This window comes from Clostridium nitrophenolicum (assembly GCF_055391695.1).
This window is the reverse complement of sequence record NZ_AP042469.1, coordinates 1,814,357-1,840,827: the sequence shown is the minus strand read 5'-3', so window position 1 is coordinate 1,840,827 and position 26,471 is coordinate 1,814,357. Positions and strand designations below refer to the sequence as shown.

The following is a 26,471-nucleotide window of genomic DNA, read 5'->3' as shown; positions in this document are numbered from 1 at the left end:
GAAATTGTGCTATTTATTCCCCGTTGGATTTATGCAACTTCTGGTATCCTTTTTTTTATTTTCTACTATATAAAGTACATAAAATAACACAGAGGCTGAAATAGCTAAAGTAAATGCTACAGGCCATGCATCTATAACTCTTCTATTTTTTATATACATTCCCATGATAGCTGGCCCCACTGCGAAGCCTGCACCGGTTATAAGAGGTATAACTGCATTAAATCTTCCTCTATGTGACATAGGTGTATGATTTGCAATATATACTCCAGAATTGGTAGTATGAATTATTTCACCTAAGGTCCATATTACTGTTGCCAGTATAAACATAGAGTAACTCTTAATAAAATACATCATTCCAAAGCCTACACCATAAAATATTCCTGCTCCAGCTACATTCTGTATTGCTGAAAATTTTCTAGTTAACCTAGTTATAACTGTGGTAAAAAGTATTACAGTTAGCCCATTTGTTGCCATAATCTTTCCATATAGAACTGAACTATTACTCTTAAATATTTCCTCTACTTGAAGTGGTATGCAGAAAGGAAATTGAGCATAAACAAAACTATATATCATAGATAATAATGCAAAAGATAAGAGTAGTGGCCTTTTAAACAATGCGCTTATAAGACTACTTTCCTCTGCTTTTTCGTTTTCATTTATGATTTGCTTTTCTGCTTCCTTATCAGGTTTTGTTTCTTTTACAAAGGTATATATTATAATTATTGATGTAAAAACCGCTATGCTGTTCCCAATAAAGAGCATCTTAAGATAATGACTGAATAAAAAACCTGCTATCATAGGACCTATAGAAAAGCCTAAGTTGTTTCCAAGATATAGAAGAGAGTATGCACTTCTTCTGTTTTTAGTATTTGTTAAATCTGCAATCATAGCTCCATAAGAAGGTTGTGCTATAGAATTAAAAAAAGATGAAACAATTAATAAATATGGTACTATAATAGATCTTTCAAGAAATGCACAAGGTATATAACATAATGCAGCTAATCCCTGAAAAGTGACTAATACGTTTCTTCTTCCGAAAGTATCTGAAATTTTACCGCCAATAAGTGAACCAGGAACTGTACAAATTGCATTTGCCATTATGAATATTCCAATTACATCTTTGCTTAATCCTATCTTGTCCGAAAGAAACATAGTAAGAAAAGGTGCTACAAAAGCACCTAATGAATTTATAACTTTAACTACAAAAAGTACATATATACTAAAAGGTAATCCTTTATAACTTTTAAAAATGCCTTTAATATTCATTTATTCCCCCAATTTTTTTAATATAGAGCTTAGAAACCGAAAGTTAACTCTCTAGTTTGTAATCCTAAAATAAAAATATATAAACAGGATTCTTGGCTTCAGGTGGAGTTTTAAACTCCATCCGAAGCTTAGAATCCGTTATCCAGGGTCGTAGCGCCACTTATCCCCAACTTTAAGAAAAGCAGAGAGCCCAAATCTTTGATTTGGTGCGAATCGCTTTCACAGAGTGCGTTGGGGTGTTAGTGGCGGTAGACATCGGATAAAATTTATTTCTACTTATTTTGTTTAATCAATAGTGTAAGTGATTATATATTCTGTATTCTCAGTAGCGATCAAATTCGGATTATCGTCATTCCATTTTCCTAAAAACCCAAGCTCATTTAGTGTAGATTCAAAATGACACATTGCTATACCTATATCTAGTCTTTGTATATCGAAATTTAATGCCTTTCCATATCCTTTATTTCTAGCTATAAAGAAATGAAAGCTATTTCCATCCTTGACTATTCTCCAAGGCTGCTTGTTTGAGGCTGAAGGTGCTATTCTAACCATTTCAAAGGCCTCTTTAAATTTCCCAACCTCCTCTCTTTTAATAACTTTATCAAAACTTTTGTCAAAGAACAGTTCATTCCAATCTTTTCTATTTTTAGAGCCAGCAACAACTACCATTAAAGAGTCCAGTAAGCTTCTATTTTCCTTGGCATATCCTATAGGAGTTATTACTGGCATAGATTCTCTTTCTTTTAGCTCCATTGCCTTTCCAAATTCTCCTCTTTTAAAGGTTCCTCCAAGCCAACAGGTTCCTAAACCTAATGTTGTTGCATATAATATTATTTTTTCAAAAACATATCCTAGATTTTCTTCATATCTGTTCTCTTTTTCTACTGCTGAACATATAAAGTTTTTTGCTCCTTTAATAACTCCGTAAGTTCCTAGTTTCACATCTGAACTTATATTGTCCATATCTATTATTTTGAATCTTACTTTAGTATTAAATGGTGCTTTTACATGCTCTATATAATTTATTAACTTTTGTCTCAGTTCTTGCGAAATTGGTTCTTCTTTATAAGTTCTCATTGATTTCCTTTTTATTACTGCTTCTCTTATATTCACTAAGCTTTTCCTCCCTTTAATATAATGAAATACAAACTTTCATTATATTATACCAAGGATTTGCCAAATATAGTATTATTCTTATAATAAATAAGGAGCTGTATCAAAATAATTTTTTAAATCATTCTGACACAGCTCTCTAAATTCTTATTTAAATGCTACTTGAATTAATAGCATTACCGCCGCAAATGCTGCAGTATATCCCATTAATGGCATAATGAATTTTAACCATTTGTCATAAGTTACATCAACAAGTGCTAAGGTAGCTAGTATAAGCCCTGTTGGAGTTATAAATGCTATTAACCCTTGTCCATATTGATATGCACTTACTATTACATCTCTTGGTAATCCAACAGCATCTGCTAATGGAGCCATAATTGGCATTGATAGCACTGCAAGTCCTGATGATGATGGAATAAAGAATCCAAGAATTATAAATAATAAAAGCATTACAAGTATAAATATATATGGATTCATCCCTTGAACTGCATTTGATGAAAAATGTAGTATGGAATCAGATATTAGTCCATTTTCCATGACTAAATTAATAGCTCTTGCTACTCCAATAACTAATGCAACACCAATTAAATCAGCAGCACCAGCAATAAATTTATTAACAAACTCTTTTTCACCCATTCCTGAAATTACACCTAATGCTATTCCTACAACAAGGAATAATGTAGTCATTTCAGTAAACCACCATTCTTTAGTAGAAACTCCCCAAATCATTACAGCAAAGGCTGATCCAAATACTAAAAGCATTAATTTACGTCTAAAAGTAAACTCTGGAATAACCTTCTGCTCATGGCTCTTTAGGAACTTTTCTTCAATTTCTTCCTTTTGATCATATATCAATGATTTAGCTGGATCTTTCTTAATTTTTTTACCATACTTAACTATATAAATAATAGTAAATATTGTTGCAATGATTAACCCAGCTGTTCTCATGCCTAATCCTGCAGTAAATGTTGTTCCAGCAGCATTAGAAGCAATCACTGAGGAGAATGGGTTCACCGTTGAAAACATTGTACCAATTGATGATCCCATATAAAGTGCAGCTATACAGACAAGTGCATCATATCCAGCTGCCATGAATACGGGAACAAGTATTGGGTACAGAGCAATTGTTTCCTCTGCTAATCCGAAAGTCGTTCCACCTAATGAAATTAGCACTGTAATAATAACAATTAATAAAAATTCTTTTCCTTTAGTGGCACGTGAAAGACTAGCAATACCAGCATCAAAAGCACCACTATTATTTAGTACTCCAATACATCCTCCAATTATAAGTAAGAACGCAATAATATCAATAGTCTCCTGTATACCTTTTACTGGAGCTTGTATCACATCAATAGGCCCCTGAGGATTTTGTTTTACTTTCTCATATGTACCTGGAATTGCTACCGGCTTACTAATACTTCCATCAACGAATCTCTGTATATCTACCTTGACTCCAAGCTTATTAAGTGTTTCCTGTGTAGGTTTTGCCTCTTCTACAGATCCGTCTGGCTTGGTTACTGTGAAAACCTTTTTATCAGATTCATACTTTAATTTTGCATAGGAACCTGCTGGAACTATATAAGTAAGAGCAGCTGCAAAAATTAAAACTATAAATAACACAGTAAACGCAGTTGGAAAACTCCTTTTCTTTTTGTTCATTTTTTATCACTCCTTAGTTGTCATTGTATTAAATTATACAAATTTTTCTTACATTTTTCAACCATTATTGAAAAAATTACTAAAATTTCACCATTTTTTATATTTATACATGAATTTTTTCATTATTTTTTATATTTATACGTTTATTTTTTCATTATTTTTCATATTTATAAGTTAAATAATTAACAATATTTTTATGTTATCTATCACAAATAATACTATTAGTGATATTTAATGAATACGTTTGCTTAAATTCATACAAAAAAGGAAAGTATAAAAATTATACTTTCCTTGTATAAATAATACATATTAATTTAAAATTATATACTTTTTTCATTTAATTTATGCAACATTGCTCCTAAATTTACAATCTAACAAATAATTTGTTCTTTCAATAGCCTCTTCAATATTATTACAGAAGTTTTCTCTTCCCAATCTATCTACAAAACCATAACTCTGAAGCACCTGAAATGGCTGCTCTTTAGCTTCTAATATAATAAGATCCCTTTGCTGATTTTTGCAGATATCATATAAAGTTTCAAATTCATGATATCCTGTTGCATCCATAGCTGGTACCTTACTCATTTTTATTATTAATACTTTATGATCTTCTTCTATGCTTTTAGTAACCTTGACAAATTTGTTTGCTGCTGCAAAGAAGAAAGGTCCCTGAATTTCATAAAAGGATATTTTATCTGGAAAATCTGTTGTATTTATGAGCCTTGAACAATCCTTATCTTTATCTGACAAACACTTTACTTCTCCGTAATCCGCCATTCTCTTCATGAAAAGGAAGGAAGCCAATACTACACCAATTCCTATAGCTACTACTAAATCTAATAATATTGTAAGTAAAAATGTTGTTAAAAATATTATAGCATCACTTTTAGGTGCTTTGCTAAGATTTTTAAATACTTTCCAATCTCCCATATTATAGGATACCACTATCAATATAGCAGCCAAAGAAGTCATAGGAAGAAGTTTAACATAAGGCATAAATAACATCATAATAAGCAATAGAGCTACTGCATGCACAATTCCTGTTATAGGTGTTCTTCCTCCATTTTTTATATTAGCTGCAGTTCTTGCTATAGCACCAGTAACTGGTATTCCTCCAAAAAGTCCTGAGAAAACATTAGCAAACCCCTGTGCAACCAATTCCATATTTGAACGGTGATTACCACCAATCATTCCATCTGCTACTACTGCAGATAAAAGAGATTCTATTGCTGCCAAAACTGCAATTGTCATAGATGGCGGTATTAATTCTTTTACCATATTTATATTAATATCGTGTACAGCTATTTTAGGGAGTACAGCTGGTATATCTCCATAACGACTTCCTATAGTTTCTACATTTAATTTAAAAACTATAGTTATTATAGTAGTTATAATTAAAGCAATTAGTGTTCCTGGAATTTTTTTATTTATTTTAGGCCATGAAACTATTATTACAAGAGCTAAAGCACCTATAAATAAAGCTTCATAGTTCACTGTATTTAAGTGATTTATATAGGACCACCATTTTGCTATAAACTCTGATGGTACAGATGTAATTTTTAATCCAAGGAAATCCTTTATTTGAGTTGAAAATATAGATATTGCAATACCACATGTAAATCCTGTAGTTATAGGATATGGAATGTACTTTAATGCCTTACCAAATTTGCATAATCCCATAATGATTAATATTGCTCCTGCCATTATTGTAGCAACAGTTAGTCCTGTTATGCCGTACTTCTCTATTATTCCGTAAACTATTATTATGAAAGCACCTGTAGGTCCACCAATTTGAACCCTGCTTCCCCCAAGAAAGGATACTATAAACCCTCCTATAATTGCAGTATATAGCCCTTTTTCAGGAGATACTCCTGATGCTATTGCAAGAGCTATAGACAAAGGAAGTGCTATTACTGCTACAATAATTCCAGCAATAAAATCCTTTGCAAATTGTTCTTTACTATAATCTTTGATGCAAGTAAATAATTTTGGAACTAACACTTTTTCACGCTTCTTTCTCTTATGTATAAAAATTTACTTATATTACCCCTAAAGGCAACGTTATTGATTATAGTACTATTTTGGCTTATTAGCAAGTATCTTTAATGATTAAATTAAAAAGAAAGCGAGATTTATCCTCTCACTTTCTCTCTATTGTATACTTAACTTTTGATATTTGAATGCGTAGCATGACAATACATACTAACTTACTACATAAAATCTAACACCTGTTTTTTTATTGCTACAAATTTATCTGAAGTTATCATGTCTTTAGTTCTATTTCTAGGCAGATCTACTTCTATCTCACCTTTTATACATGCAGGTTTGTCAGATAATATATAAATTCTATTTGAAAGGTATATAGCTTCTTCTATATCGTGAGTTATAAATAGTATAGTGCTTCTTAAGTCTTTTATTACATTCAAAAGCCAATTTTGCATTTTTCCTCTTGTTATGGCATCTAATGCACCAAAAGGCTCATCTAAAAGCATTATGTTACTAGAAGTCATATAAGTTCTTAAGAATGCTGCCCTTTGTTTCATTCCGCCAGATAATTGAAAAGGATATTTAAACTCATACCCTTTTAATCCATAGGGCTCAAAGTAATCTATAACCTGCTTTCTTCCTTCCGATTTACTTTTTCCCTTTATATAAAGAGGTAATGCTACATTATCTATTACTTTTTTCCAAGGAAGAAGTAAATCCTTCTGGTGCATATAGCTAATTTCTCCTTCAACTTTTACTTCTCCTTTATCTGGCTTCAGTACTCCTGATATTATATTTAATATTGTGCTCTTGCCACTTCCACTTGGCCCAAGAAGACTTACAAATTCACCTTCTCTTATCTCTAAGCTTATATTATTGAGTATTTTGTCTGTGTCAAAGGATCTTGATACATTTTTTAATACAAGCTTCTTATCATTTTTTGCTATATCCAAAACAACCTATCTCCTTTAAAATTACTTAGATGGAAGGAATTCATTTGTAAATGCGTCCTCTGCCTTCATATCTTTAGTTATAAGCTTCTTATCAAGAAGGAATTTTGTGTAGTTGTTCCAAACAGATGCCTTCATTTCTCCCCATCTTGGAGCATCTTCCTTGTATTTGTTTTTAAGGTACTTTTGGCTTTCTACAGCAAGGTTTTTGTCTATCTCTGGAGCATTTTTAACCAAAATATCTGCAGCTTCTTCTGGTTTATCCATAGTAAATTCATATCCCTTAGTGGTAGCCTTCATAAACTTCTTAACCAATTCTGGTTTATTCTTTAAAGTACTTTCATTTGCAATAAGTATAGGTGTATAGTAGTCTAAATCAGGATTTAATTTTCTTAACTCTATGTAATCTAAAGGTATGTTTTTAAGTTTTGCTTCTATTCCAGTCCATCCTTCATATATCCATGCAAAATCTACATTGCTTTTAGTTGCTGCAAAGAAATCTTGACTTCCCATGTCAACTATCTTAAGCTTATTAAAATCAGCACCTTCCTTTTGCATTATTGCCTGCAATATCGCTTTCTCAGAAGGTGAACCCCATCCTCCATAAGTCTTTCCTTCAAAGTCCTTTACAGTTTTTATGTTTTTGCTCTTTGGAGCTGCAAAACCTGAAGTATTATGCTGAATTATAGCAGCTATGGCCTTAATAGGAAGTGGATTCTCTGAAGTCCTAGCATAAGTTAAATCCTCCTGATAACTTACACCAAAATCACCTTTACCAGCAGCTATTAGGTTTCCTACTGTTCCTTCTGAAGGTTGAATAATCTCTACATCTAAACCTTCTTCTTTATAGTAACCTTTATCCTTTGCTACATATAAGCCTGTATGATTAGTATTAGGTGTCCAATCCAGTATCACCTTAACCTTTGTTAATTCTTTCTTTTCTGTTGTATTACTTTGAGGTGCCTTATTTGTTGAGCCACATCCTGCAAAAATAGTAGTTGCTACTATAACTGAAGTTAAAATGGTTAAAATTTTTTTTCTTTTCATAAATACACTGTCCGGTAAATACCCGACAACCTCCCTTCGAAATAATAAAAACCCTTTTCATAAATGCGAAAAGGGCTAAAATAGCAACAAATTAAAATTAAACTATTTTCCCTACGCTGGCATTACCCAATTCAGGTTATAAGGGTCGAAGCTTAAAACTTCCTCTCAGACAATATTATTGCCTCCCCTAATTTATTTTATTGAAATATCTAACACATAAAGTATATCACTTCGTGCATAAATATGTCAAACCGTATACATAATAACAACTTTAGATTTGTAAGTCCTTTAAGCATGATTTTTATATTTATATATAAAAACCTTTAATATTAATTTAACGTTGACTTAAATCTTACTTAAAATTATACATGTAAAATTAAATTGTAGTTATTTATTCTATCCATGATATAGGATTTACTTAGAGTACACTATCTATTTGATGCATTAGTTTGAAGTTTATTACGCTCTATCTGTTATTTTTTAGTATATTTTTTCATCTAATGTAAGATAACTATATATTAGAATTGTAAAATGGTTTATCTTTTATAATTATCAAAGAAAGGTGTATATTTTATGATAATATTTAATAAACAAAAATTTGTCATTACTTTTGGTATTTCAGCTATATTATTTTATACATCCTTTACAGCAAATGCAGCATATATCTCTACTTATAAATTTAATAGACTAATAGATATTTATACCAGCATAAGCAATTATTTAAAACTAGAACAAACACCGGATCAAATATCAAGAAACTCCGAAAAGATTATTCTTAAAAATATAGAAAAAAGTATAATAAACAAAAAATAACACTGCTATAGTTATAAGTGTCTGAGCTAGAAAATTGACTTTTCTGTTCTTAAACTTATAATTACAGCGGTGTTACTATCCTCTTTCTTTAACTTTTCTTTGCCATGGCATAAAAATATATTGAAGCATATACATAAATCCAAATAAAGTCATGCTTAATACTATTATTATAATTATAGCTGCAAATATTTTATCAAGAGCATAAGCATTTTTAGCTCTTACCATAAAGATACCAAGACCTTTGTCTCCTCCAAGCCACTCACCAATTACCGCCCCCATTATGCTGTATGTTGCCGCTATTCTAAGTCCCGAGAAAAAAGATCCTAAAGATCCTGGAAACTTAACAAAAATAAATTTTTGTATTCTAGAAGCTCCCATTATATCCATAAGACTCAACATATCGTTGTCTGCCGCTTCTAATCCATCAACTAAACTTATAACAATAGGGAAAAAACACACCATTACAACAACAATAACCTTTGGAAGCATGCCAAAACCAAACCATATTATAAATATTGGTGCCAGAGCTATTGTTGGTATAGTCTGAGAAATTACAAGTATAGGATAAATACAGCTTTTTACTATTTTTACACTGTCCATAATTATAGATAATATTATTGCAAAAATTACTGAAAGTAAAAAACCTAAAAGAGCTTCATATAAGGTAGCATAAATGTGAGGCTTTAAATCTGGCATAATTCTAAAAAGAGTATTTATTATGTCCTTAGGAGATGGAAGAATATACTTAGGTATTCCTCCTTTATCCACAACTAATTGCCATAATAAAATTAATATTAACTGAAAAATAACAGATATTATCCCATTAATTGACTTACTATAATTCTTCACTAATTACACATCCTAATCAATTAGATATATATTTTTGTAAAAATCATTGCTTTGATAACAATATTTAAAATACTACAAATTATAAGTTGCCTGTCTACAAATACATAAAACCCTTCTCCCAACCTGGAAAAGGGTCGAACGTAATAATCTCTACTGATTGTCATTATATCATTTTATAGATAATTATGTCAAAGCTAACTTAAGACCTTAAACTCTATATATCCTTTCCAACTAAGGTACTAAAATTATCTTCCATCTGTTTTTCCATTTCCTCAAAGGTCAGTTTTTTCATCTCACCTAGTGTTTTCATAATCCTTAAAACTAATTTGGGCATTCCTATATTACCGCTCAACCATTCTTCTGCTCCCGGCCCATCAGTTTCTACAAACATTTTATCTACAGGTACAATTGCTGCTATTTCCCTTATAATATCTGAATAAAAAAGCTCCGTACTTATTGTAAAATAGTATCCTCTATCTATCATTTTATATAACACATTCTTAGGACCAGAATACCAGTGAACTATTACTCTACTCATTGAATACTTATCCAAAAGCTTTAAAACCTCTTCCTCAGCACCTTTAGTATGGATATTTATAACCTTATTTAGCCGCTTAGCTTCACGTAAGAAAAATTCAAATACTTTTATTTGTGATTCAAAACTTGTTTTATCTTCCACCCAAAAAAAATCAAGGCCTATCTCTCCAATAATTGGAGTTTCTTCTATATAAGGAATGAGCGTCCATAAGTCTTTTTCACAACCTTTTGCTTTCCATGGGTGTATCCCAAAAGTAGGCACTATATAAGAACACATTTCAGATATTTTCTTACTTTTTATATAAGATTCCATATCCATGGAATTAGCTATACTCAATATTTTATTTTCATTTATTTCCTTTATAGCCATTTTTAAATCCTCTTTGCTATATTGATCTATATGAGTATGTACATCTATAAACATGCTATTTATATCCTCCTGTTATTTTCAGATTATAATGATATGCATAATTATATTATACATATCATTTAATAGATATATTGAGTTTTATGAAAATTATGGTATAATTAAAACGGTTATTAAATAGTAGCTTAAACAAAATAATAGTTAAACTTAATAAAGGCAAACTTATCTAAAGGTAAGGACGCAAAGCCATGAGTCTAAAGGATATTTTCCCATGATTGTCAGGTTGCTAGGTTATCGCTGTTTAAAAATGGCATTGCTTAGCATTGCTATTTTTTTGTTTTTGCAGCAAATTATTAGGAGGAGTTACTATGCATAAAAATGTACACATAATTGGAGTGGGAGCATATCATCCCAACAGACAGTTGGACAATCACTATTTCGTTGAACACTTTAAAAAATATCAACTTGAAGACCACGCTGCAGCACTTATGGGCAAGCTAGGAAGAGAAATTAGAACACTTGCTGACAAGAATGAAACTACTATTAGCATGGCAGTTCAAGCATCTAACCAGGCTTTAGCAAGCGCAGGATTATCTGCATCTGATATCGATATGATTATCTCAGTGTCTGATACACCTGAATATTTATCACCATGCTGCGCCCTTTTAATTAAAAATCAGCTTAAAGCAGAGAATGTTTCATCAGTTTTCGATGTTAACTGTAATTGTATAGGTATGATAACAGGTATAGATGTAGCAGCAAGATATCTTAAAACTGACAATAAATATAAGAAAGTATTAGTTGTTGGATCATTATTAATAAGTAAACTAGCTAGAGAAGATGACATGGTAGCCTTTGGTTGTTCTGCTGACGGCGCTGCTGCAATAATTCTTGAGAGAAAAGAGGAAGAGGAAGAAAGAGGTATTTTAGGTTCTAGAATGTTTACAGACGATTCTTACTATTGGTCTGTAACCATGCCCGGATGCGGAATGTCAAATATTCCTGATAGCAGTATAGATTCAGAAGATAAAAAAATGCTTTGGAAACCATTCGATTTTAGCTTTCTTTCAGAAAAATGGAGTGAAACAATTACAAAACTTTTACAGGACTACGGATACGGGCCTGATGACGTTAACCATTATTTTATGTCACAATTTTCACGGGTAGATCTTGAGCTAACTTTAGAGAAACTTGGCGCCGATATAAGTAAGGCAACCTTCATTGGAAATAAATATGGATATACTGGGTGTACAAGTCCTATTATGGCCTTAGATGACAGATTAAAATATAAAAAATTTTATAGAGATGATATAGTTGTATTCTGCTCTGTGGCTTCTGGATATAGTATAGGAACCTTACTGTATAAATGGTAGTAATTTCAAGGAGTTGAGTAATTATATGCAAACCAATTCAAACACTATAATTAAATATCAAGAGCAAACATTAAAATTTGTTATAGTTATCTATTCTATAAGTGCATTACTTGCAGGGTCAATGTTTCCTATAATGAAACTACTTGGCTTGTATAATGAAGTTAGTTGGCCTTATTTAATTGCATTATTTTTACTAGGTATTTTTGAACTAATTATTCTCAACGTTATGTATAAGCTAGCAGTTGCAGATAAAAAGCTAAACAATAAATTCTTCAATAATCTAAAAATCGTTATACTTGTGGCTTCCTATACAAACTACATATATATGGGTTTAATAATTCCATCCAAAGAGCTTTGGGTAACAGTATTTTATTTTATTTTACTCGGTTCCCTATTTTTGGATAATAAAATGAACATAATTTCTATTATATTAAGTATTGTCTCAGAAATTATATTGTTTACTATGAATCCTTATACATTACCAAATCAGTTCCTTTTAAGAGAATTGATACTTAGGATAATTTCTATATTCCTAGTTTCATTTGCTATTATAGCTTTTACATCTTTTTCATCTAAACTACTAAACTCTATTGAAAAAAGTGAAGAGGAACTTAAAAAGAATAATGAAAATATAAGTAATTTATTTAATAAAACCGCTGAATTTGCCAAATGTTTGTTAAGTTCAAGTGAAACATTAGCTGCTATAGCTACAGAAGAAAGTAAAGCTATGGAGGAAATATCAAACACTACTCAAACAATTTCTGAAGATGCAGATAAGCTGTTAAATAATTCTTCTGAAAATACTATAATACTTAATGACCTTTTGAATGCAAATGAATCTATTTCGGCTAAAGCCAAGGATACTGAAAGTAATTCTATAAACCTCATTCATTTATCTAATCAAAATGAAGAAGCGTTAAATGAAACTCTAAATATTATAAGTAGTATAAAAAGCAGTGTAGAAAATACATTTGATGCTACAAAGATATTAGAGGAAAAATCCCAACAAATTGATGAAATACTCCTTATAATAAGACAGATATCTGAACAAACTAATCTACTTGCATTAAATGCATCAATTGAAGCAGCAAGAGCTGGTGAACTTGGACGAGGTTTTGCAGTTGTTGCAGATGAAATCAGAACCCTTGCTGAAAATACAAGAGAATCACTAAACGATGTATCCTTAATTACTAATGAATTTAAGGAAAGAGTTACTGAGGTAGAGAATCTTATGACTGAGAACACTGAAAAAATAAGCACTGGAGATGCTATTATAAACAATGCTGTTGAGAACATAAGAGTTATGTTAACTGGATTAAAGGATTCTGGAATAAATATAAAAGAAATAAGTAAGTTGACCAATACTCTATTATCAGAAACTCAAAGTGTTGTTGTATTTAACGGTAATATTTGTGAAACTACAAAAGAAACTATAAACAATTTCAATTTAGTTAATAAATCTATAAGTCAAAATTTAGCTGTAAGCGAAGAATTGACTAGCAGTGCTGAAAGCTTAAAAAATATTGCTGTTGAAATGAACAAATTAATTTCCTAAAATAATAACTCTATGGACATCCATATTACCATTATAGTAAAATGTATTTTTCTTAATAACTAGAAGCATACATTATTTTAACAATAAAAAAGAATCTCCTGTAATTAGTTTTACCGAAAACCTAATTATAGGAGATTCTTTTTATATTTGAAACTATACCACATTTTAATTTACATAAATGTTATATCCAGGCTAGCTTGTTTCACTAACCAACTTGTCTACCTCATTATTGACTCTATTTGAAGCAGTGACCTGAAGTTCTGATAAAGAATTCAACTTATTTGACTCTTCTTTAATATTTTTTATTTCACCGGATAACTGGCTTAAAATTTTACTTATTTCTTCACTAAAGCCTCTTGTACTTTCAGCAAGCTTTTGAATTTCCGCTGCAACTACTGAAAATCCTTTTCCTTGCTCTCCGGCTCTTGCTGCTTGAATTGCCGCATTAAGCCCAAGTATTTTTGTGTGCTTAGTCATTTTTTCTACATACTTTATTATTTCGTCTGTTTTGGCAATATACTCATTTGAATTTTTAGTAGAAATCACTAAAGCGTCGCTCACATTATGAATACCTTTAACACTGCTTGATATATCTTTAAGTTCCTTTTGTATTACAGATGAAGTATCGTTAATTACTTCCATACTCTTATTAAGCTTTTCCAATGTTTCTATATCTTTTTTCACTAATGTTGTTATTAATAATGCAGCTTTAGAATTAAGTATAGTAGTCTTGTCACTAAATTTTTCAAATAAAATTCTTGAGACATTCTCATTCCCTGTAACCTCAAGAATTATATCAATATTGTCACAATTTATATCATCCATTGATTTTAAACATCTAATTCCTAGCTGCTTAGCTAATTTAATTCCTGGTGCATCCATATCTCTATCAACAACGGTTTTAATTCTTATATCACTAATATTACTTAAAGATTGAATAATGCTATAGCCCCCGTGTCCGGCTCCAACAATAACTATGTTCATAAGCTTCCACCTTTCAAACTATATATTTTAATCATAATTTCAGTAAACCTTTAGTACAACTTAATTTTATAGGAAATTTAAGGACAATTCAATATTATTAGCTAACTAATGATACAAAGAATGAAAAATAAGTATATATATGAAACTCCTTCTCCTATTGTCGAATGAGTAAGCGATCATCTCAAAATCATAGATTTTGGATGCCTGCTTAAACGTAAAAATAGTTGAAAGTAACTAGTTACTTTTCAACTATTTTATTTATAATATTCTCTTCTATAAGCTCACTTTTGCTAAAACCTTTTTTAAAATATCTTATCTGTTTATATTTAACACCAGCCATTTCGAAATCTAATACATCAATTCTGTCTCCATTATAGACGACTGGCTCCTTCTGATTTTTTAAGAACACATGTATTTCCAAAAGCTCCTCTCCTCTCTATACCTTAATAGATTTTTCTTTTTCATTAAATTTTCTAACTTTATTTTCGAACCAGGTTCCAATATATATTTTTAAAACGGCCATAATAGGAGAAGCTAATATCATTCCCCATATACCAAATAAACTTCCACCAACTGTTATTCCTAGTATAATTAAGAAAGGACTTAATCCTATCTTACCACCCACAAGTTTAGGTTCCAAATACAATGAATCAAACTGCTGAAGCAATATTAAAAATAGTAAAATCCAAAAGGCTCTCTTAGGGTCATAAAATAGATTTATTACAAAAGGTGGAATCATACCTATAAATGGTCCAAAATAAGGTATCATGTTTGTTATAGCCACTATTATAGATATAAGCAGTGCATATGGAGACTTGAATAAAATTAGTCCAACAAAACCTATAAGACCTATTATTAATGACTCTATAACTTTTGTACCTATATATAAACTTATTATATTATTTATGTTCTTAAAAAAATCTATTATATGACTTGAATATTTTTCTTTAAAAGTTATACATGTTATATTTTTAGCTATGCTTTTAAACTTCTCTTTATCAGCTAATATATATATGGATATTACTAATCCAAATAGTATATTTACTAAAGAACTAGTAAAGGATATGGTCTTTGACAAGACTATATTTAACCAATTAGATGTAAAAGAACCAAATTTTTGTACTAAGGTACCTGCATTACTCTTTATAAAGTCACTAGAATTAATCATCGTACTAGCTGTGTGACTATATATCCATTTATAAACTTCTGATGTAAAATCAGGTACACTTTGAATAATCTCCATCACACTACTAAATATTTTAGGAAGCAGCACCATGGAAAAAATCACTATCACTCCGATTATAAAAGCATATGTAATTAGTATGCTCTGTCCCCTTTTTAAGTTTAACTTTTTTTCTAAAAAGACCATTATAGGATTTAACATATACGCTATTATAAAAGCTAAAATAAATGGCGATAAAATTTTTGCTGCAGTGCCTATTATTGATAATATATTTTTATAATTTAAAATTAATTCAATACATATAAACGATATAACTATAGCAACTATTAAATCAAAATACTTAATTTTATCTTTATTAAGAAACAAAAGATATCCCTCCTTGAAATTACAAAAATAATATATTTAATAATATATCATTTTTATAATCTCTTTTCAATTATTATTGACAGCTTTAAAGGTTTTTAACAACCTTATAGAGTTACCAGGCCGAAAATTGACTTATACGCCGGTATATGTCAATTTTCTAGTTTGTTTCTCTATAATGTTATCTTGATATATTGGGTATTACGTGAAAAATATATCCACTACATAGACCTAATACTGCTATTAGCCCAAAATAAGTTAGAGCATATATTACCCTGGTAGTTTTTTTAACTTCATAGTATTTTTTATCTGGATTTTTATAATATTTATATAATTCAATAGCTCCTAGAATTAGAAACATTATTATTATAGGATTTAAAAACTTTATTGCAGCAACTAACATCAGTGGTATACCTATAATCCAAAGTGCTGGTGATATAGCTGCAACAATGCGTCCACCATCTAATGGACGAACAGGTATAAGGTTAAATAAGTTGAGTATAAAACCACTATATGCCAATGCTATAAATATGCTTTTCCCAGTTATATAATAAATGGCTAGACATATTAATGCTCCGATACTCCCAAGAATAGGACCTCCTATAGCCACAAATGCTTCAGTTGATGCATCTGATGGCATCTCTTTCATAGAAATAAATGCTCCTACAAAAGGTATAAATATTGGTGTAGCTACTGGTAATTTAGCTTTTTTAGCTGCAAAATAATGTCCCATTTCATGCATAAATAATAACAACACAAATCCCACACCAAACATCCATCCATGAATTGTAGCATAAACCCAAATCATAAGAAGCATGGAACCAAAAGTTGATATTATCTTACCTAGCTTAAGGAAAACAAATAGAAATTTAAACTTAACAAAGATTTTAGTTAAAAGTGCTCCGGTCAATCCTAATCCTACTAATTTACCCTTTTTGCTTTTCTCTTTTGGAAGCCTTTCTACTTCATCAAGATTTTCTACTATCTGAACGCCATCCTTCTCTTTTATTTGGAACTTAAGGTTATCATCCATTTACACTTCCTCCATGCAGTATTAAATATCGCTTTTTAAATTTATGATAACTACATTTTACCATTCTTATAGTTCTTAATCAAGGCCATGTTTTTCCAAAACACTCTTATCTCCTATTAATTTTTATTGTAATAACAATGTATTATATGTTTTCTTTATTTTACTTGTAATTAATAAAGTTTTCTCGCATTTAAGTATTAATATATACCAGACTTCTAAATAAACTAATCATATAATTTTTTATATTTTATATTGATTTTTATATAAAAAATTATATAATTTAAATCAAGTACTAATAATATTACAAAAATATATAATTTTTTATACAAAACAAATCATTAAATATAATTTTATATATGTGGAGTTGATTATATTGTTTAAATTAAATAGAGAGCTAGAAAAATTTATTCCAACGGCTAACTTGATAGCTAAGACTTTTGGTAGAAATTGTGAAGTAGTAATTCATGATTTATCGGTACCGCAGAATTCAGTTGTTTATGCAGTTAACAACCATGTAACTGGAAGAAAAGTTGGTCAGTCATTTGATCACTTAATTAAACAGGTTCTATTATCAAAGGAATTCCATGAAGACTATACCGCAAACTATAAATTCGTTACTGAAGATGGTAGAGAAATAAAATCCTCTACTGCTCTTATTAGAGATTCTAAAGAAAAAGTAATTGGTGCCCTATGTATAAACTACGATTTGGAAATAATGAAGAATTTTCAAGGCTTTCTAGAAGACTTTATGACCGTTAAACAAGAAAAGGTTGAAGAAGATGTGGAGCCCTTTGATAACGTAATGGAAATAGTAGATGATTTAATAGATAAAATTATCGGTACTAATGATGTTGATAATTTAAAAAGAAAGGATAAAATTGATTTAATTAAATTCATGGACAAAAAAGGAATATTCCTTATTAAGGGAGCAATTGAAAAGGTAGCTGAAAAGTTAAATATATCTAAAGTAACTGTATATAGTTATTTAGATGAAATAAAAAAGAATGAGGATGGGAGATGATTATATGTCAATTAATTATGTTTGTAATAAATGCGGAAAAAGACATGATCCAAAAACACTTATTTTCAGATGTGACTGCGGAGGAATGCTAGATCTTGAAAAATTTGACTTTAAATTTGCTAAAGAAGATATATTAGGTAATGAATGGAGCTTATTTAGATATTTAAAGGTGCTTCCCTTTGATGAAAACTTTACTTTATGGAAAGATATTTCTATGGGTGAAGGCTTAACATCTCTTGTTCCTCTTGATAAGGATACTCCGAATTTATTAGTAAAGATGGACTATATGATGCCTACACTATCCTTTAAGGATAGAGGTGCTGCAGTGCTAATTGCTAAAGCAAAGGAGTTAGGAGTGAAAAAAGTTATTCAAGACAGTAGTGGTAATGCTGGTAACTCCATAGCTGCCTATGCAAATAGAGCGGGCATTGAATGTGATATATATGTTCCTGAAGGTACATCATCTAAAAAGATTAGAATGATTTCTTCTCATGGTGCAAAAGTTCATGTAATTCCTGGCACTAGAGAAGCTACTGCAAAGGCAGCTTTAAAGGCCGTAGAAAGAGGAGAGGGCTTCTATGCTAGCCATGTTTATAATCCTTTCTTTTACCAAGGCACAAAAACTTACGCATATGAAATCTACGAACAGTTAAAGGGTGAAGCACCGGAGCTTCTAGTAATTCCAGTAGGAAATGGTACGCTAGTTTTAGGTTGCTATTACGGCTTTAGAGAATTATTGGAGTCAGGACTAATTAAAAAAATGCCAAAAATCATTGCTGTTCAGGCTCAAGGTTGTTCTCCTATATATGATGCCTTTAAAGAAGGTAAAAATTTCGTTGAAGAAACAATTAATACAGGCACTTTAGCTGAAGGAATTGCTATTGCTGCTCCAATGAGAGGCAAGCAAATACTAGAAGCCATAAGAAATACAAATGGAGAAATTATCATTGCTGCTGAAGACAAAATAGTTGGAACACGAAATTATCTGGCAGAAAAAGGATTTTATGTAGAGCCAACTACTGCTGCAACCTTTGCTGGGTTCTTTGATTACTATAAAAATAATGCTGATAAATTTAGTGGAAAAATAATCTTACCTTTATGTGGAGCAGGATTGAAGTCACATTAGAATAAAAGGCTACCTATCTTTTAGGCAGCCTTTTAACACTAAATATTAATTATTTTAAGTTATCTGGATTTAGATCTTTTAATTCATCAACTACAAATAAACCGTCTTTTCTTATCAATACGTCGTCAAAATAAATTTCTCCGCCACCGTACTCAGGTCTTTGTATATATACTAAATCCCAGTGCACTGAAGACTTATTCCCATTAAAGCAATCATCATAAGATGCTCCTGGTGTAAAGTGGATTGATCCCGCTATCTTTTCATCAAATAAAGTTTCTTTCATAGGCTTTAATATATATGGGTTAACTCCTATTGCGAATTCTCCTACATATCTTGCACCTTCGTCTGTATCAAATACCTTATTTATTCTTTCTGTATCATTTGCTGTAGCTTTTACTATTTTACCATCTTTAAATTCAAGTCTTATATTTTCATAAGTGAATCCATTATATACTGCTGGAGTATTATATGTAATATAACCATTAACAGAGTCTTTCACCGGCGCTGAATAAACCTCTCCATCTGGAATGTTTAACTTTCCATCACACTTTATAGCATTTAGTCCTTTTATAGAGAATTTTAAATCTGTTCCCTCTCCTTTTATATGAACCTTATCAGTTTTGTTCATTAACTCCACTAATGCATCCATAGCCTTTGACATTTTGCCATAATCTAAATTGCATACATTAAAATAGAAGTCTTCAAAAGCCTCTGTGCTACTTCCTGCTGCTTGAGCCATAGCCGGTGTTGGGTATCTTAAAACCACCCATTTAGTTTTAGGAACTCTTATCTCACCATGAACTGGCTGCCAAAACTTTTTCATAACTAGAGACATATTTTCTCCAGGTACATCAGAGGTTTCTGTTAGATTGCTAGGCGCTCTTAGCCCTATATATGCATCCATATCAGACATTCTCGCAGCTTCATACTTTGCCATCATTTCTAGCTGCTCTTCAGTGCAGCTCATATATAATTCTCTATCAACTTCTGGTAACTTATTAGTTACAAAAGGAACTCCTCCAGCTAAATAAGTTTGCTTTATTAATTCAAGAGTCAAAGGATTTGGTGTTCCTATAGTTTCTATTAAAACCTTTTCACCCTTTTGAATACTACAAGAGTAATTAATTAAATTCTTTGCAAGTGTTATTATTCTTGGATCTTTCATAATAGTTCCTCCATCTTTAAGTTTTTAATACGACTTTAGTATACACATATATGATTAATCATATTACCACCATTATAATATAATTTTTCCTTTTAATCAAAAATAGGCATAATTTTTATAAATTTGTCCATATATATTAATTTTTTTATAAATAATAATAATTTAACATTAATTACCTTGATTTTCTCGATATGACATTATATTATATTTTTTGAGGTAATAAATACTATTTACGAAGGGGAAAGATTCTATGTATATTATAAAAAACTTAAAAGTAAAAACAAAGCTAGTCAGTACCTTTTTAATAGTAGCTTTACTTATTTGTGTAGTTGGAATAATAGGCATGAATGGTTTAAGTAAAACTGCTAAGAATTCAGATGAAATGTATAATAACAATCTTCAGCCAGTTTATATGATGACTGATATAAAACAAAACTTGACAGAAATTCAAATGGACATTGAAGAATTACTTTTTATTAAAGATTCTTCTAACAAACAAAAACTAGAAGACAACATAAAAAAAATTGAAGATGAGAATAATGATTACTTCAAAAAATATGAAAATATTCAGATGTCTGATAAAGAAAAAGAACTTTATAGAAAGTTTAAGCAAACGCTTCAAGATTATAGATCAAAACGTGAAGATTTGCTTAAGCTTATCGATGAAGGAAAATATGATGAGGCCATATCACAATATCAAGATATTTCTAAAATTAATAAAGCTGTAATGGAGCATATGGACAATCTAATTACAGATAACTTAGAGAGCGCTAAAGATACCAATATTAATAATAACTCCATTTTTATTAAGTCAAATACATTAATGCTCATAATTATGCTTTCGGGAATAGTACTTGCAGTATTATTAGGTCTTATTATCACTATGGACATAACTGAACCACTATCCAAAATTAAAATATATGCTGAAAATATTTCTAACTATGATTTTTCCACTGAATGGAATATTGCAAGAAAAGATGAATTCGGACAAACTATTTCTGCACTGTCAATGGCACAGGAAAATATTCGCAGATTAATAAAAGATATAATAGCAAATTCATCGGTTATGAATAAATCTAGCAATGAACTATCCAAAACAACAAAAGAAATTGCAAATGGTCTAACAATTATAGACAACTCAGCACAAGAAATAGGAAGCATAACTCAAGAGTCCAACGCAGCAACTGAGGAAATAAGCGCATCAATAGAAGAAGTGAACTCTAGTATAGGAGAAATGGCACAAAAAGCAACGGATGGAAGTGCCAATGCAAGTGAATTTAAGGTTCGAGCTTCTAACGTTCATAAAAATGCTCAGAATGCCATTGAAAATATAAATAATATGTATAATGAAAAACAACTCAATATAATTAAGTCAATTGAGGAAGGTAAAGTAGTCAGTGAAATTAAAATAATGGCTGATGTTATAGCCGGTATTGCATCTCAAACAAATTTATTAGCATTAAATGCTGCAATAGAGGCAGCACGGGCTGGTGAACAAGGAAAAGGCTTTGCAGTGGTTGCCGAAGAGGTCAGGAAATTAGCTGAACAGTCTTCTCAGGCTGTATCAACAATTCATAATACTATTTCTAAAGTTCAAAATGCCTTTAATAATCTTTCTGAAAACAGTAGTGAGGTTTTAAAGTTCATGAATGATAAGGTTGTTCCTGAATTTAATACATTTGTATCTGTAGGAACACAATATAGCAGTGATGCTGATTTTGTAAATGGTATGTCTCAGGAGCTTGCCTCTATGTCAGAAGAAATAGATGCAACAATTACTCAGATATCCGAAGCAATACAAAATGTGTCTAGTGTCTCTCAAAGATCTTCTGAAGGCTCCAGTGAGATAATAAATAATCTTAATAAAGTAACCAATTCAATGATAGAAGTGTCTAATTCTGCTATGAGCCAAAAAGAAATATCCGATAGATTGCTTCAATTAGTTGAGAAATTTAAAATATAAATTTTTAGTGAAAACCTTACTTATAGACCGATATATGTTTATAAGTAAGGTTTTCTCTTATGCTATAGAGTTTAAATAAATAGTAAGTAAAGTTCTTATCTAGCATGACTATCTACATAATTAATTTTGCAAGTTGTTGAGTCTTTAGCTAAACAAAGTAATATGGATTTTGTAACAATTACTGGTGAAAAATGTATATTTAAGGTTGGGATAATTTTTGAGCAAGAGAATTAGATCTTCTATTTTACTTCACGCTTACTGTATATAATTCATAATATATACTATCTAAAAACTGATAAGAAAATTATTGTGAATACTATATTACTCACTTTTTTCAAACTAAAAGGAGTGAAAATATAATGAGCGAAAAAAGTTATAAACCTTGTGATGATAAAATTTATTACAAAGGAAAATGTGTAAAAGTTAGACACTTTAATATACTTGCTATATCTACTAAAATCGTATATAACATGCATGGAGATCACGATCCAAATGGATTAATGTATGTTTTAAAAGAAAATGAAGATATTTTAAGAAAAGAAGTAGAAAAAAATCCTTTTACTCCTGTAGATATCGTACAACCTTTAGTGATAAGAGCTAATTTAGGAGATTTTTTAATTATAGATTTTGAAAATAAGTTGAACAGACCTGCATCCATTCATATTCAAGACATATATCATAATGTTTTGAATTCAGATGGAGCTTATATAGGATTTAATCCTAATACTACAACTACGGGAAAAATACGATATACGTGGATTGCTGATAAAGAAGGAATATTCTTCTTTAATGACATGGCCGACCCTAGAAGTTCCGAAGAATCTACAAATGTCCACGGACTTTTTGGCGCACTAATAGTTGAACCTGTGGGAGCAACATGGACAGATCCTGTAACCAATGAAGAGCTTAAAAGTGGTTTATATGCAGATATACACCATCCATCATTACCAGACTTTAGAGAATACGTAACAATATTTCACGATGAACCAGAGATAAAGGATATTAACGGAAATCCACCTATGAATCATGAAACACATATGCCGGAATCCACTATGCCTATAAATTATAGAGCAGAACCTATGAGAAATCGTCATCCTCAAGGTACTGGTGGTGTCGGTGAGGAAGTATCATTGAGTTCATGGCCTTTTGGTGATCCTGCTACACCCATATTGCGTGCCTACAAAGGTGACCCAGCTAAGATTAGGCTAATTCATGGTGGAATAAAGGAAACTCACGTATTCCATCTTCATAATCATCAATGGAGATTAGAACCTAATGATCCTAAGTCTACTATAATTGACTCTATATCCTTTAGCCCTCAGCAGAGCTTTACCATTGAACCTCTATTTGGAGCAGGAAGTTTAAATGGGTGTATAGGTGATGTTATATGGCATTGTCATCTTTACCCTCACTTTGCTGAAGGAATGTGGGGCTTATGGAGAATACTAGATAGACTAGAAGATGGAAAAAAAGTGCTTCCTAATGGTAGTCATGTACCCGCTCTAATTCCACTACCAGATAGAACTCCTCCACCGCCACCAGATGATAAGCATCCTGGTTATCCTAGATTTATAGCTGGAGAAGTTGGTGAAAAGGCTTTTAAACCGCCACTAGGAATAGTTGGAGGTCGCGGACCTACTGATTTAGAAGAAGCAAACTTTGTTCCAAAAGCAAAACCTGGAGCTTTATATTCTAATCCATGCCCATCAGATGCAGTTACTAAAGTTTTTGAAGTGGTGGCTATACAAGTTCCTATAAAATATAATAAGCAAGGATGGAAGGATCCAGAGGGAAGGATATTTGTTTTAAAAGAAGATGAATACGCAGTTAGAAGTGGCAAAAAAGAACCTGAACCTTTTGTTATAAGAGCAAATGTGGGAGATTGTATAGAAATTAGACTTACAAATAAACTTCCTAAAACAATAGGTGGAAATGCCTTTCAATTGAAGACTGAAACCACAGAGGCTGGTTGGCATATACACCTTGTTAAATTTGATACCATTGTTTCTGATGGTGGTGCTAACGGTTGGTGTAACGATTCCTCAGCGGATTTTGGCGATACGATTATTGAGCGATTTTATGCTGATACAGAATTAAGAACAATATTCTTTCATGATCACTTATTCGCAAGTACCCATCAACAGCATGGCTTATTTGGTGCATTGATTATTGAACCTCATAACTCCACTTATTACCATCCTGAAACCGGTAAAAAAATAAAGAGTGGAACTAAGGCGATAATAAAAAGACCTGGTGAACCTGATTTCAGAGAGTTTATTCTAGCAGTTCATGATTTTGCTCTGCTCTTTGATAAAGATGGGAATCCTTTAAATCCACCGCCTTTCCCAGGATCTCAAGATGACCCAGGCGTTATGGGTGTAAACTATAAGAATGAGCCTTTTCAATTCCGTAAAGGCGATCCTGCATATATTTTTAGCTCATATGTACACGGTGATCCAGTTACACCTCTTCTTGAAACTTATGAAGGAGATCCAATACGAATAAGGTTGTTTGATGGTGCTCAAGAAGAACAACACTCTTTTAATCTTCATGGTTTAAGATGGAGAAAAGAGCCTACTGATGCTAGATCTCCTCTTATTCAGTCACAAACTTTAGGTATATCAGAAGCTTTTAATATAGAAATAGACGAAGATTATAAAAAAGGTGATTATCTATATTACTTTGGAGGAATGGATGACTTATGGCTTGGTTTATGGGGAATATTAAGAGTTCATAGAGAAAGGGTTCCTCATCTATTGCCTCTTAGGGATAGACCGTTACCTTTAAAACAGACAAAACCGCTGCCTTGCAAAACAGGTAATCCACCACCTAAAGCAAAATGCCCTGGTCATCCATGTCCTAAGTATGCTAATATACGGAAATTTGATATTGTTGCTATACAAAAGGATATTGTATACAATAAATTTGGAGATCATGATCCAAATGGACTGATCTTTGTATTAGCAGAACATGAAAAGGCAATTATGAATGGAACTATGGAAACTAAACCTTTGATATTAAGAGCAAATGCAGGAGATTGTATAGAAATAACTTTAACAAATCATATTTTTAATCCAATAAAACAAGATGAACATCCTGAGGTACCTGTAGACGCACCATTCCCTCCATCAAATAGGGTTTCTCTTCATGCACAATTACTAAAATATGATGTTTTAGGCTCTGATGGAGCAACAGTAGGTTTCAACTATGATCAAAGTGTTGCTCCTGGTGAAAGTATAACCTATAGATGGTTTGCAGACTTTGAATTAGGTGCTTGTATGCTTACTGGATTTGGAGATATACGAAACCATAGACATCATGGACTCTTTGGAACTATAATAATCGAACCTACAGGCTCTAAATATATTCATCCACAAACTTGTAATGAAGTAAAAGATGGCTATTTAGAAGAGATAGTAATATCCAATCCAGGTATGCCAGACTTTAGAGAATTTGTAGTGTTTATGCAAAATGGTATAAGCTTATATGATAAAAATAATAAACCAATACCAGATCCAATTGATGTAGGCCATGGGGATCCAGGTCATGATAATCCAGAACATGATGTACCTCATCTTGACTTTGAAGACCAAGGACAAAAGGGTATTAACTACAGATCTGAGCGTTTTGAAAATCGTTTAAAAGAAGACCCTAGGGTGCATCTTGTAATGAGTTCTAAAATTCATGGTGATCCAGCTACTCCTGTTTTTAAATCATATCCTGGCGACCCTATAAGAATCAGACTCCTTATGCCAGCAGATAAATCAAGAAATCACAGCTTTGTATTGCATGGACATTCATGGAAAGCTCAATACTCCGATCCATTTTCTGATATTATATCTGTACAAGGAGCAATAAGTGTTGGTAATGTATTCAATATTATTATAGAAGGTGGAGCAAATCAAAACCCAGGTGATTATGCATACAGATCTGGTATATTCCGTTGGGATGTAGAATTAGGCATGTGGGGAATATTTAGGATATTTAATAAAATTTGTAGAGATTTAAAAGTGATAAATGAAAATAATTCTTTTGATAAAGAATGTGGTGAATGTTAGTATTATAGCAACCTTATATTATAGAATAAGTGACCTTTTGGGTCACTTATTCAGATTTAT

The 26,471-nt window shown here is 31.2% G+C and carries 20 protein-coding genes and 2 riboswitches; of the genes, 7 read left to right on the top strand and 13 right to left on the bottom strand.

What is annotated here, in order from left to right; genetic code table 11:
- Positions 1-9: 9 nt before the first annotated feature.
- The 6 genes from ACZ5N4_RS08595 to ACZ5N4_RS08570 form a co-directional block, all read right to left on the bottom strand.
- Entirely contained in the window at positions 10-1,266 is a 1,257-nt protein-coding gene (locus tag ACZ5N4_RS08595) for an MDR family MFS transporter (RefSeq protein ID WP_464209010.1), read from the bottom strand.
- A 285-nt stretch (positions 1,267-1,551) separates the two neighbouring features.
- Positions 1,552-2,379 (bottom strand): nitroreductase family protein, encoded by an 828-nt coding sequence (locus ACZ5N4_RS08590; RefSeq protein WP_464209008.1) that lies wholly within the window; start codon positions 2,377-2,379, stop codon positions 1,552-1,554.
- A gap of 147 nt (positions 2,380-2,526) precedes the next feature.
- On the bottom strand, positions 2,527-4,038 hold the full coding sequence (locus ACZ5N4_RS08585; protein WP_464209006.1) for a YfcC family protein: 1,512 nt from the start codon (positions 4,036-4,038) through the stop codon (positions 2,527-2,529).
- A gap of 342 nt (positions 4,039-4,380) precedes the next feature.
- Positions 4,381-6,039: a SulP family inorganic anion transporter gene (locus ACZ5N4_RS08580; RefSeq protein ID WP_464209004.1), complete on the bottom strand. Its 1,659-nt coding sequence runs from the start codon at positions 6,037-6,039 to the stop codon at positions 4,381-4,383.
- A 209-nt stretch (positions 6,040-6,248) separates the two neighbouring features.
- Entirely contained in the window at positions 6,249-6,977 is a 729-nt protein-coding gene (locus tag ACZ5N4_RS08575) for an ABC transporter ATP-binding protein (protein WP_464209002.1), read from the bottom strand.
- 21 nt (positions 6,978-6,998) lie between these two features.
- Positions 6,999-8,021: an ABC transporter substrate-binding protein gene (locus ACZ5N4_RS08570; RefSeq protein ID WP_464209000.1), complete on the bottom strand. Its 1,023-nt coding sequence runs from the start codon at positions 8,019-8,021 to the stop codon at positions 6,999-7,001.
- 91 nt (positions 8,022-8,112) lie between these two features.
- Positions 8,113-8,220: riboswitch (TPP riboswitch) on the bottom strand.
- 374 nt (positions 8,221-8,594) lie between these two features.
- On the opposite strand from ACZ5N4_RS08570, the gene ACZ5N4_RS08565 reads away from it, so the two are divergent.
- Positions 8,595-8,834: a hypothetical protein gene (locus ACZ5N4_RS08565; protein ID WP_464208998.1), complete on the top strand. Its 240-nt coding sequence runs from the start codon at positions 8,595-8,597 to the stop codon at positions 8,832-8,834.
- 75 nt (positions 8,835-8,909) lie between these two features.
- Here the strand turns inward: ACZ5N4_RS08565 and ACZ5N4_RS08560 are convergent, their stop codons facing one another.
- Positions 8,910-9,683 carry an ABC transporter permease gene (locus ACZ5N4_RS08560; protein ID WP_464208997.1) on the bottom strand — a complete coding sequence of 258 codons (774 nt, stop codon included), beginning with the start codon at positions 9,681-9,683 and terminating at the stop codon, positions 8,910-8,912.
- Between the two features lie 214 nt (positions 9,684-9,897).
- Complete coding sequence (locus tag ACZ5N4_RS08555) at positions 9,898-10,644, bottom strand: TatD family hydrolase (RefSeq protein WP_464208995.1); 747 nt, start codon at positions 10,642-10,644, stop codon at positions 9,898-9,900.
- Positions 10,645-10,792: 148 nt separating this feature from the next.
- A riboswitch (cyclic di-GMP riboswitch) is annotated at positions 10,793-10,878 on the top strand.
- A gap of 77 nt (positions 10,879-10,955) precedes the next feature.
- Here ACZ5N4_RS08555 and ACZ5N4_RS08550 point away from each other — a divergent pair.
- A complete protein-coding gene (locus ACZ5N4_RS08550) occupies positions 10,956-11,960 on the top strand; it encodes a ketoacyl-ACP synthase III (RefSeq protein ID WP_464208993.1) in 1,005 nt (334 codons plus the stop codon).
- A 25-nt stretch (positions 11,961-11,985) separates the two neighbouring features.
- On the top strand, positions 11,986-13,515 hold the full coding sequence (locus tag ACZ5N4_RS08545; RefSeq protein WP_464208992.1) for a methyl-accepting chemotaxis protein: 1,530 nt from the start codon (positions 11,986-11,988) through the stop codon (positions 13,513-13,515).
- A 192-nt stretch (positions 13,516-13,707) separates the two neighbouring features.
- On the opposite strand, the gene ACZ5N4_RS08540 is transcribed toward ACZ5N4_RS08545, so the two are convergent.
- The 4 genes from ACZ5N4_RS08540 to ACZ5N4_RS08525 form a co-directional block, all read right to left on the bottom strand.
- On the bottom strand, positions 13,708-14,499 hold the full coding sequence (locus ACZ5N4_RS08540; protein ID WP_464208991.1) for a methyl-accepting chemotaxis protein: 792 nt from the start codon (positions 14,497-14,499) through the stop codon (positions 13,708-13,710).
- 238 nt (positions 14,500-14,737) lie between these two features.
- Positions 14,738-14,920 (bottom strand): hypothetical protein, encoded by a 183-nt coding sequence (locus ACZ5N4_RS08535; protein ID WP_464208989.1) that lies wholly within the window; start codon positions 14,918-14,920, stop codon positions 14,738-14,740.
- 15 nt (positions 14,921-14,935) lie between these two features.
- Positions 14,936-16,048 (bottom strand): AI-2E family transporter, encoded by a 1,113-nt coding sequence (locus tag ACZ5N4_RS08530; RefSeq protein ID WP_464208987.1) that lies wholly within the window; start codon positions 16,046-16,048, stop codon positions 14,936-14,938.
- 178 nt (positions 16,049-16,226) lie between these two features.
- The gene (locus tag ACZ5N4_RS08525) at positions 16,227-17,078 is read right to left on the bottom strand and encodes a site-2 protease family protein (protein ID WP_464208985.1); all 852 of its coding nucleotides are present in this window, start codon (positions 17,076-17,078) and stop codon (positions 16,227-16,229) included.
- Between the two features lie 373 nt (positions 17,079-17,451).
- Here ACZ5N4_RS08525 and ACZ5N4_RS08520 point away from each other — a divergent pair, with 373 nt between their 5' ends.
- Positions 17,452-18,099 carry a helix-turn-helix transcriptional regulator gene (locus ACZ5N4_RS08520; RefSeq protein WP_464208983.1) on the top strand — a complete coding sequence of 216 codons (648 nt, stop codon included), beginning with the start codon at positions 17,452-17,454 and terminating at the stop codon, positions 18,097-18,099.
- Between the two features lie 4 nt (positions 18,100-18,103).
- Positions 18,104-19,225, top strand: a complete 1,122-nt coding sequence (locus tag ACZ5N4_RS08515; protein ID WP_464208981.1) for a threonine synthase — start codon at positions 18,104-18,106, stop codon at positions 19,223-19,225.
- Positions 19,226-19,274: 49 nt separating this feature from the next.
- On the opposite strand, the gene ACZ5N4_RS08510 is transcribed toward ACZ5N4_RS08515, so the two are convergent.
- Positions 19,275-20,390, bottom strand: coding sequence for an aminopeptidase (locus tag ACZ5N4_RS08510; RefSeq protein WP_464208979.1), 1,116 nt, complete (start codon positions 20,388-20,390; stop codon positions 19,275-19,277).
- Between the two features lie 250 nt (positions 20,391-20,640).
- Here ACZ5N4_RS08510 and ACZ5N4_RS08505 point away from each other — a divergent pair, with 250 nt between their 5' ends.
- Both ACZ5N4_RS08505 and ACZ5N4_RS08500 read left to right on the top strand, forming a co-directional pair.
- Entirely contained in the window at positions 20,641-22,353 is a 1,713-nt protein-coding gene (locus ACZ5N4_RS08505) for a methyl-accepting chemotaxis protein (RefSeq protein WP_464208977.1), read from the top strand.
- A gap of 359 nt (positions 22,354-22,712) precedes the next feature.
- Complete coding sequence (locus ACZ5N4_RS08500) at positions 22,713-26,411, top strand: multicopper oxidase domain-containing protein (RefSeq protein ID WP_464208975.1); 3,699 nt, start codon at positions 22,713-22,715, stop codon at positions 26,409-26,411.
- The last annotated feature ends 60 nt before the right edge of the window (positions 26,412-26,471 follow it).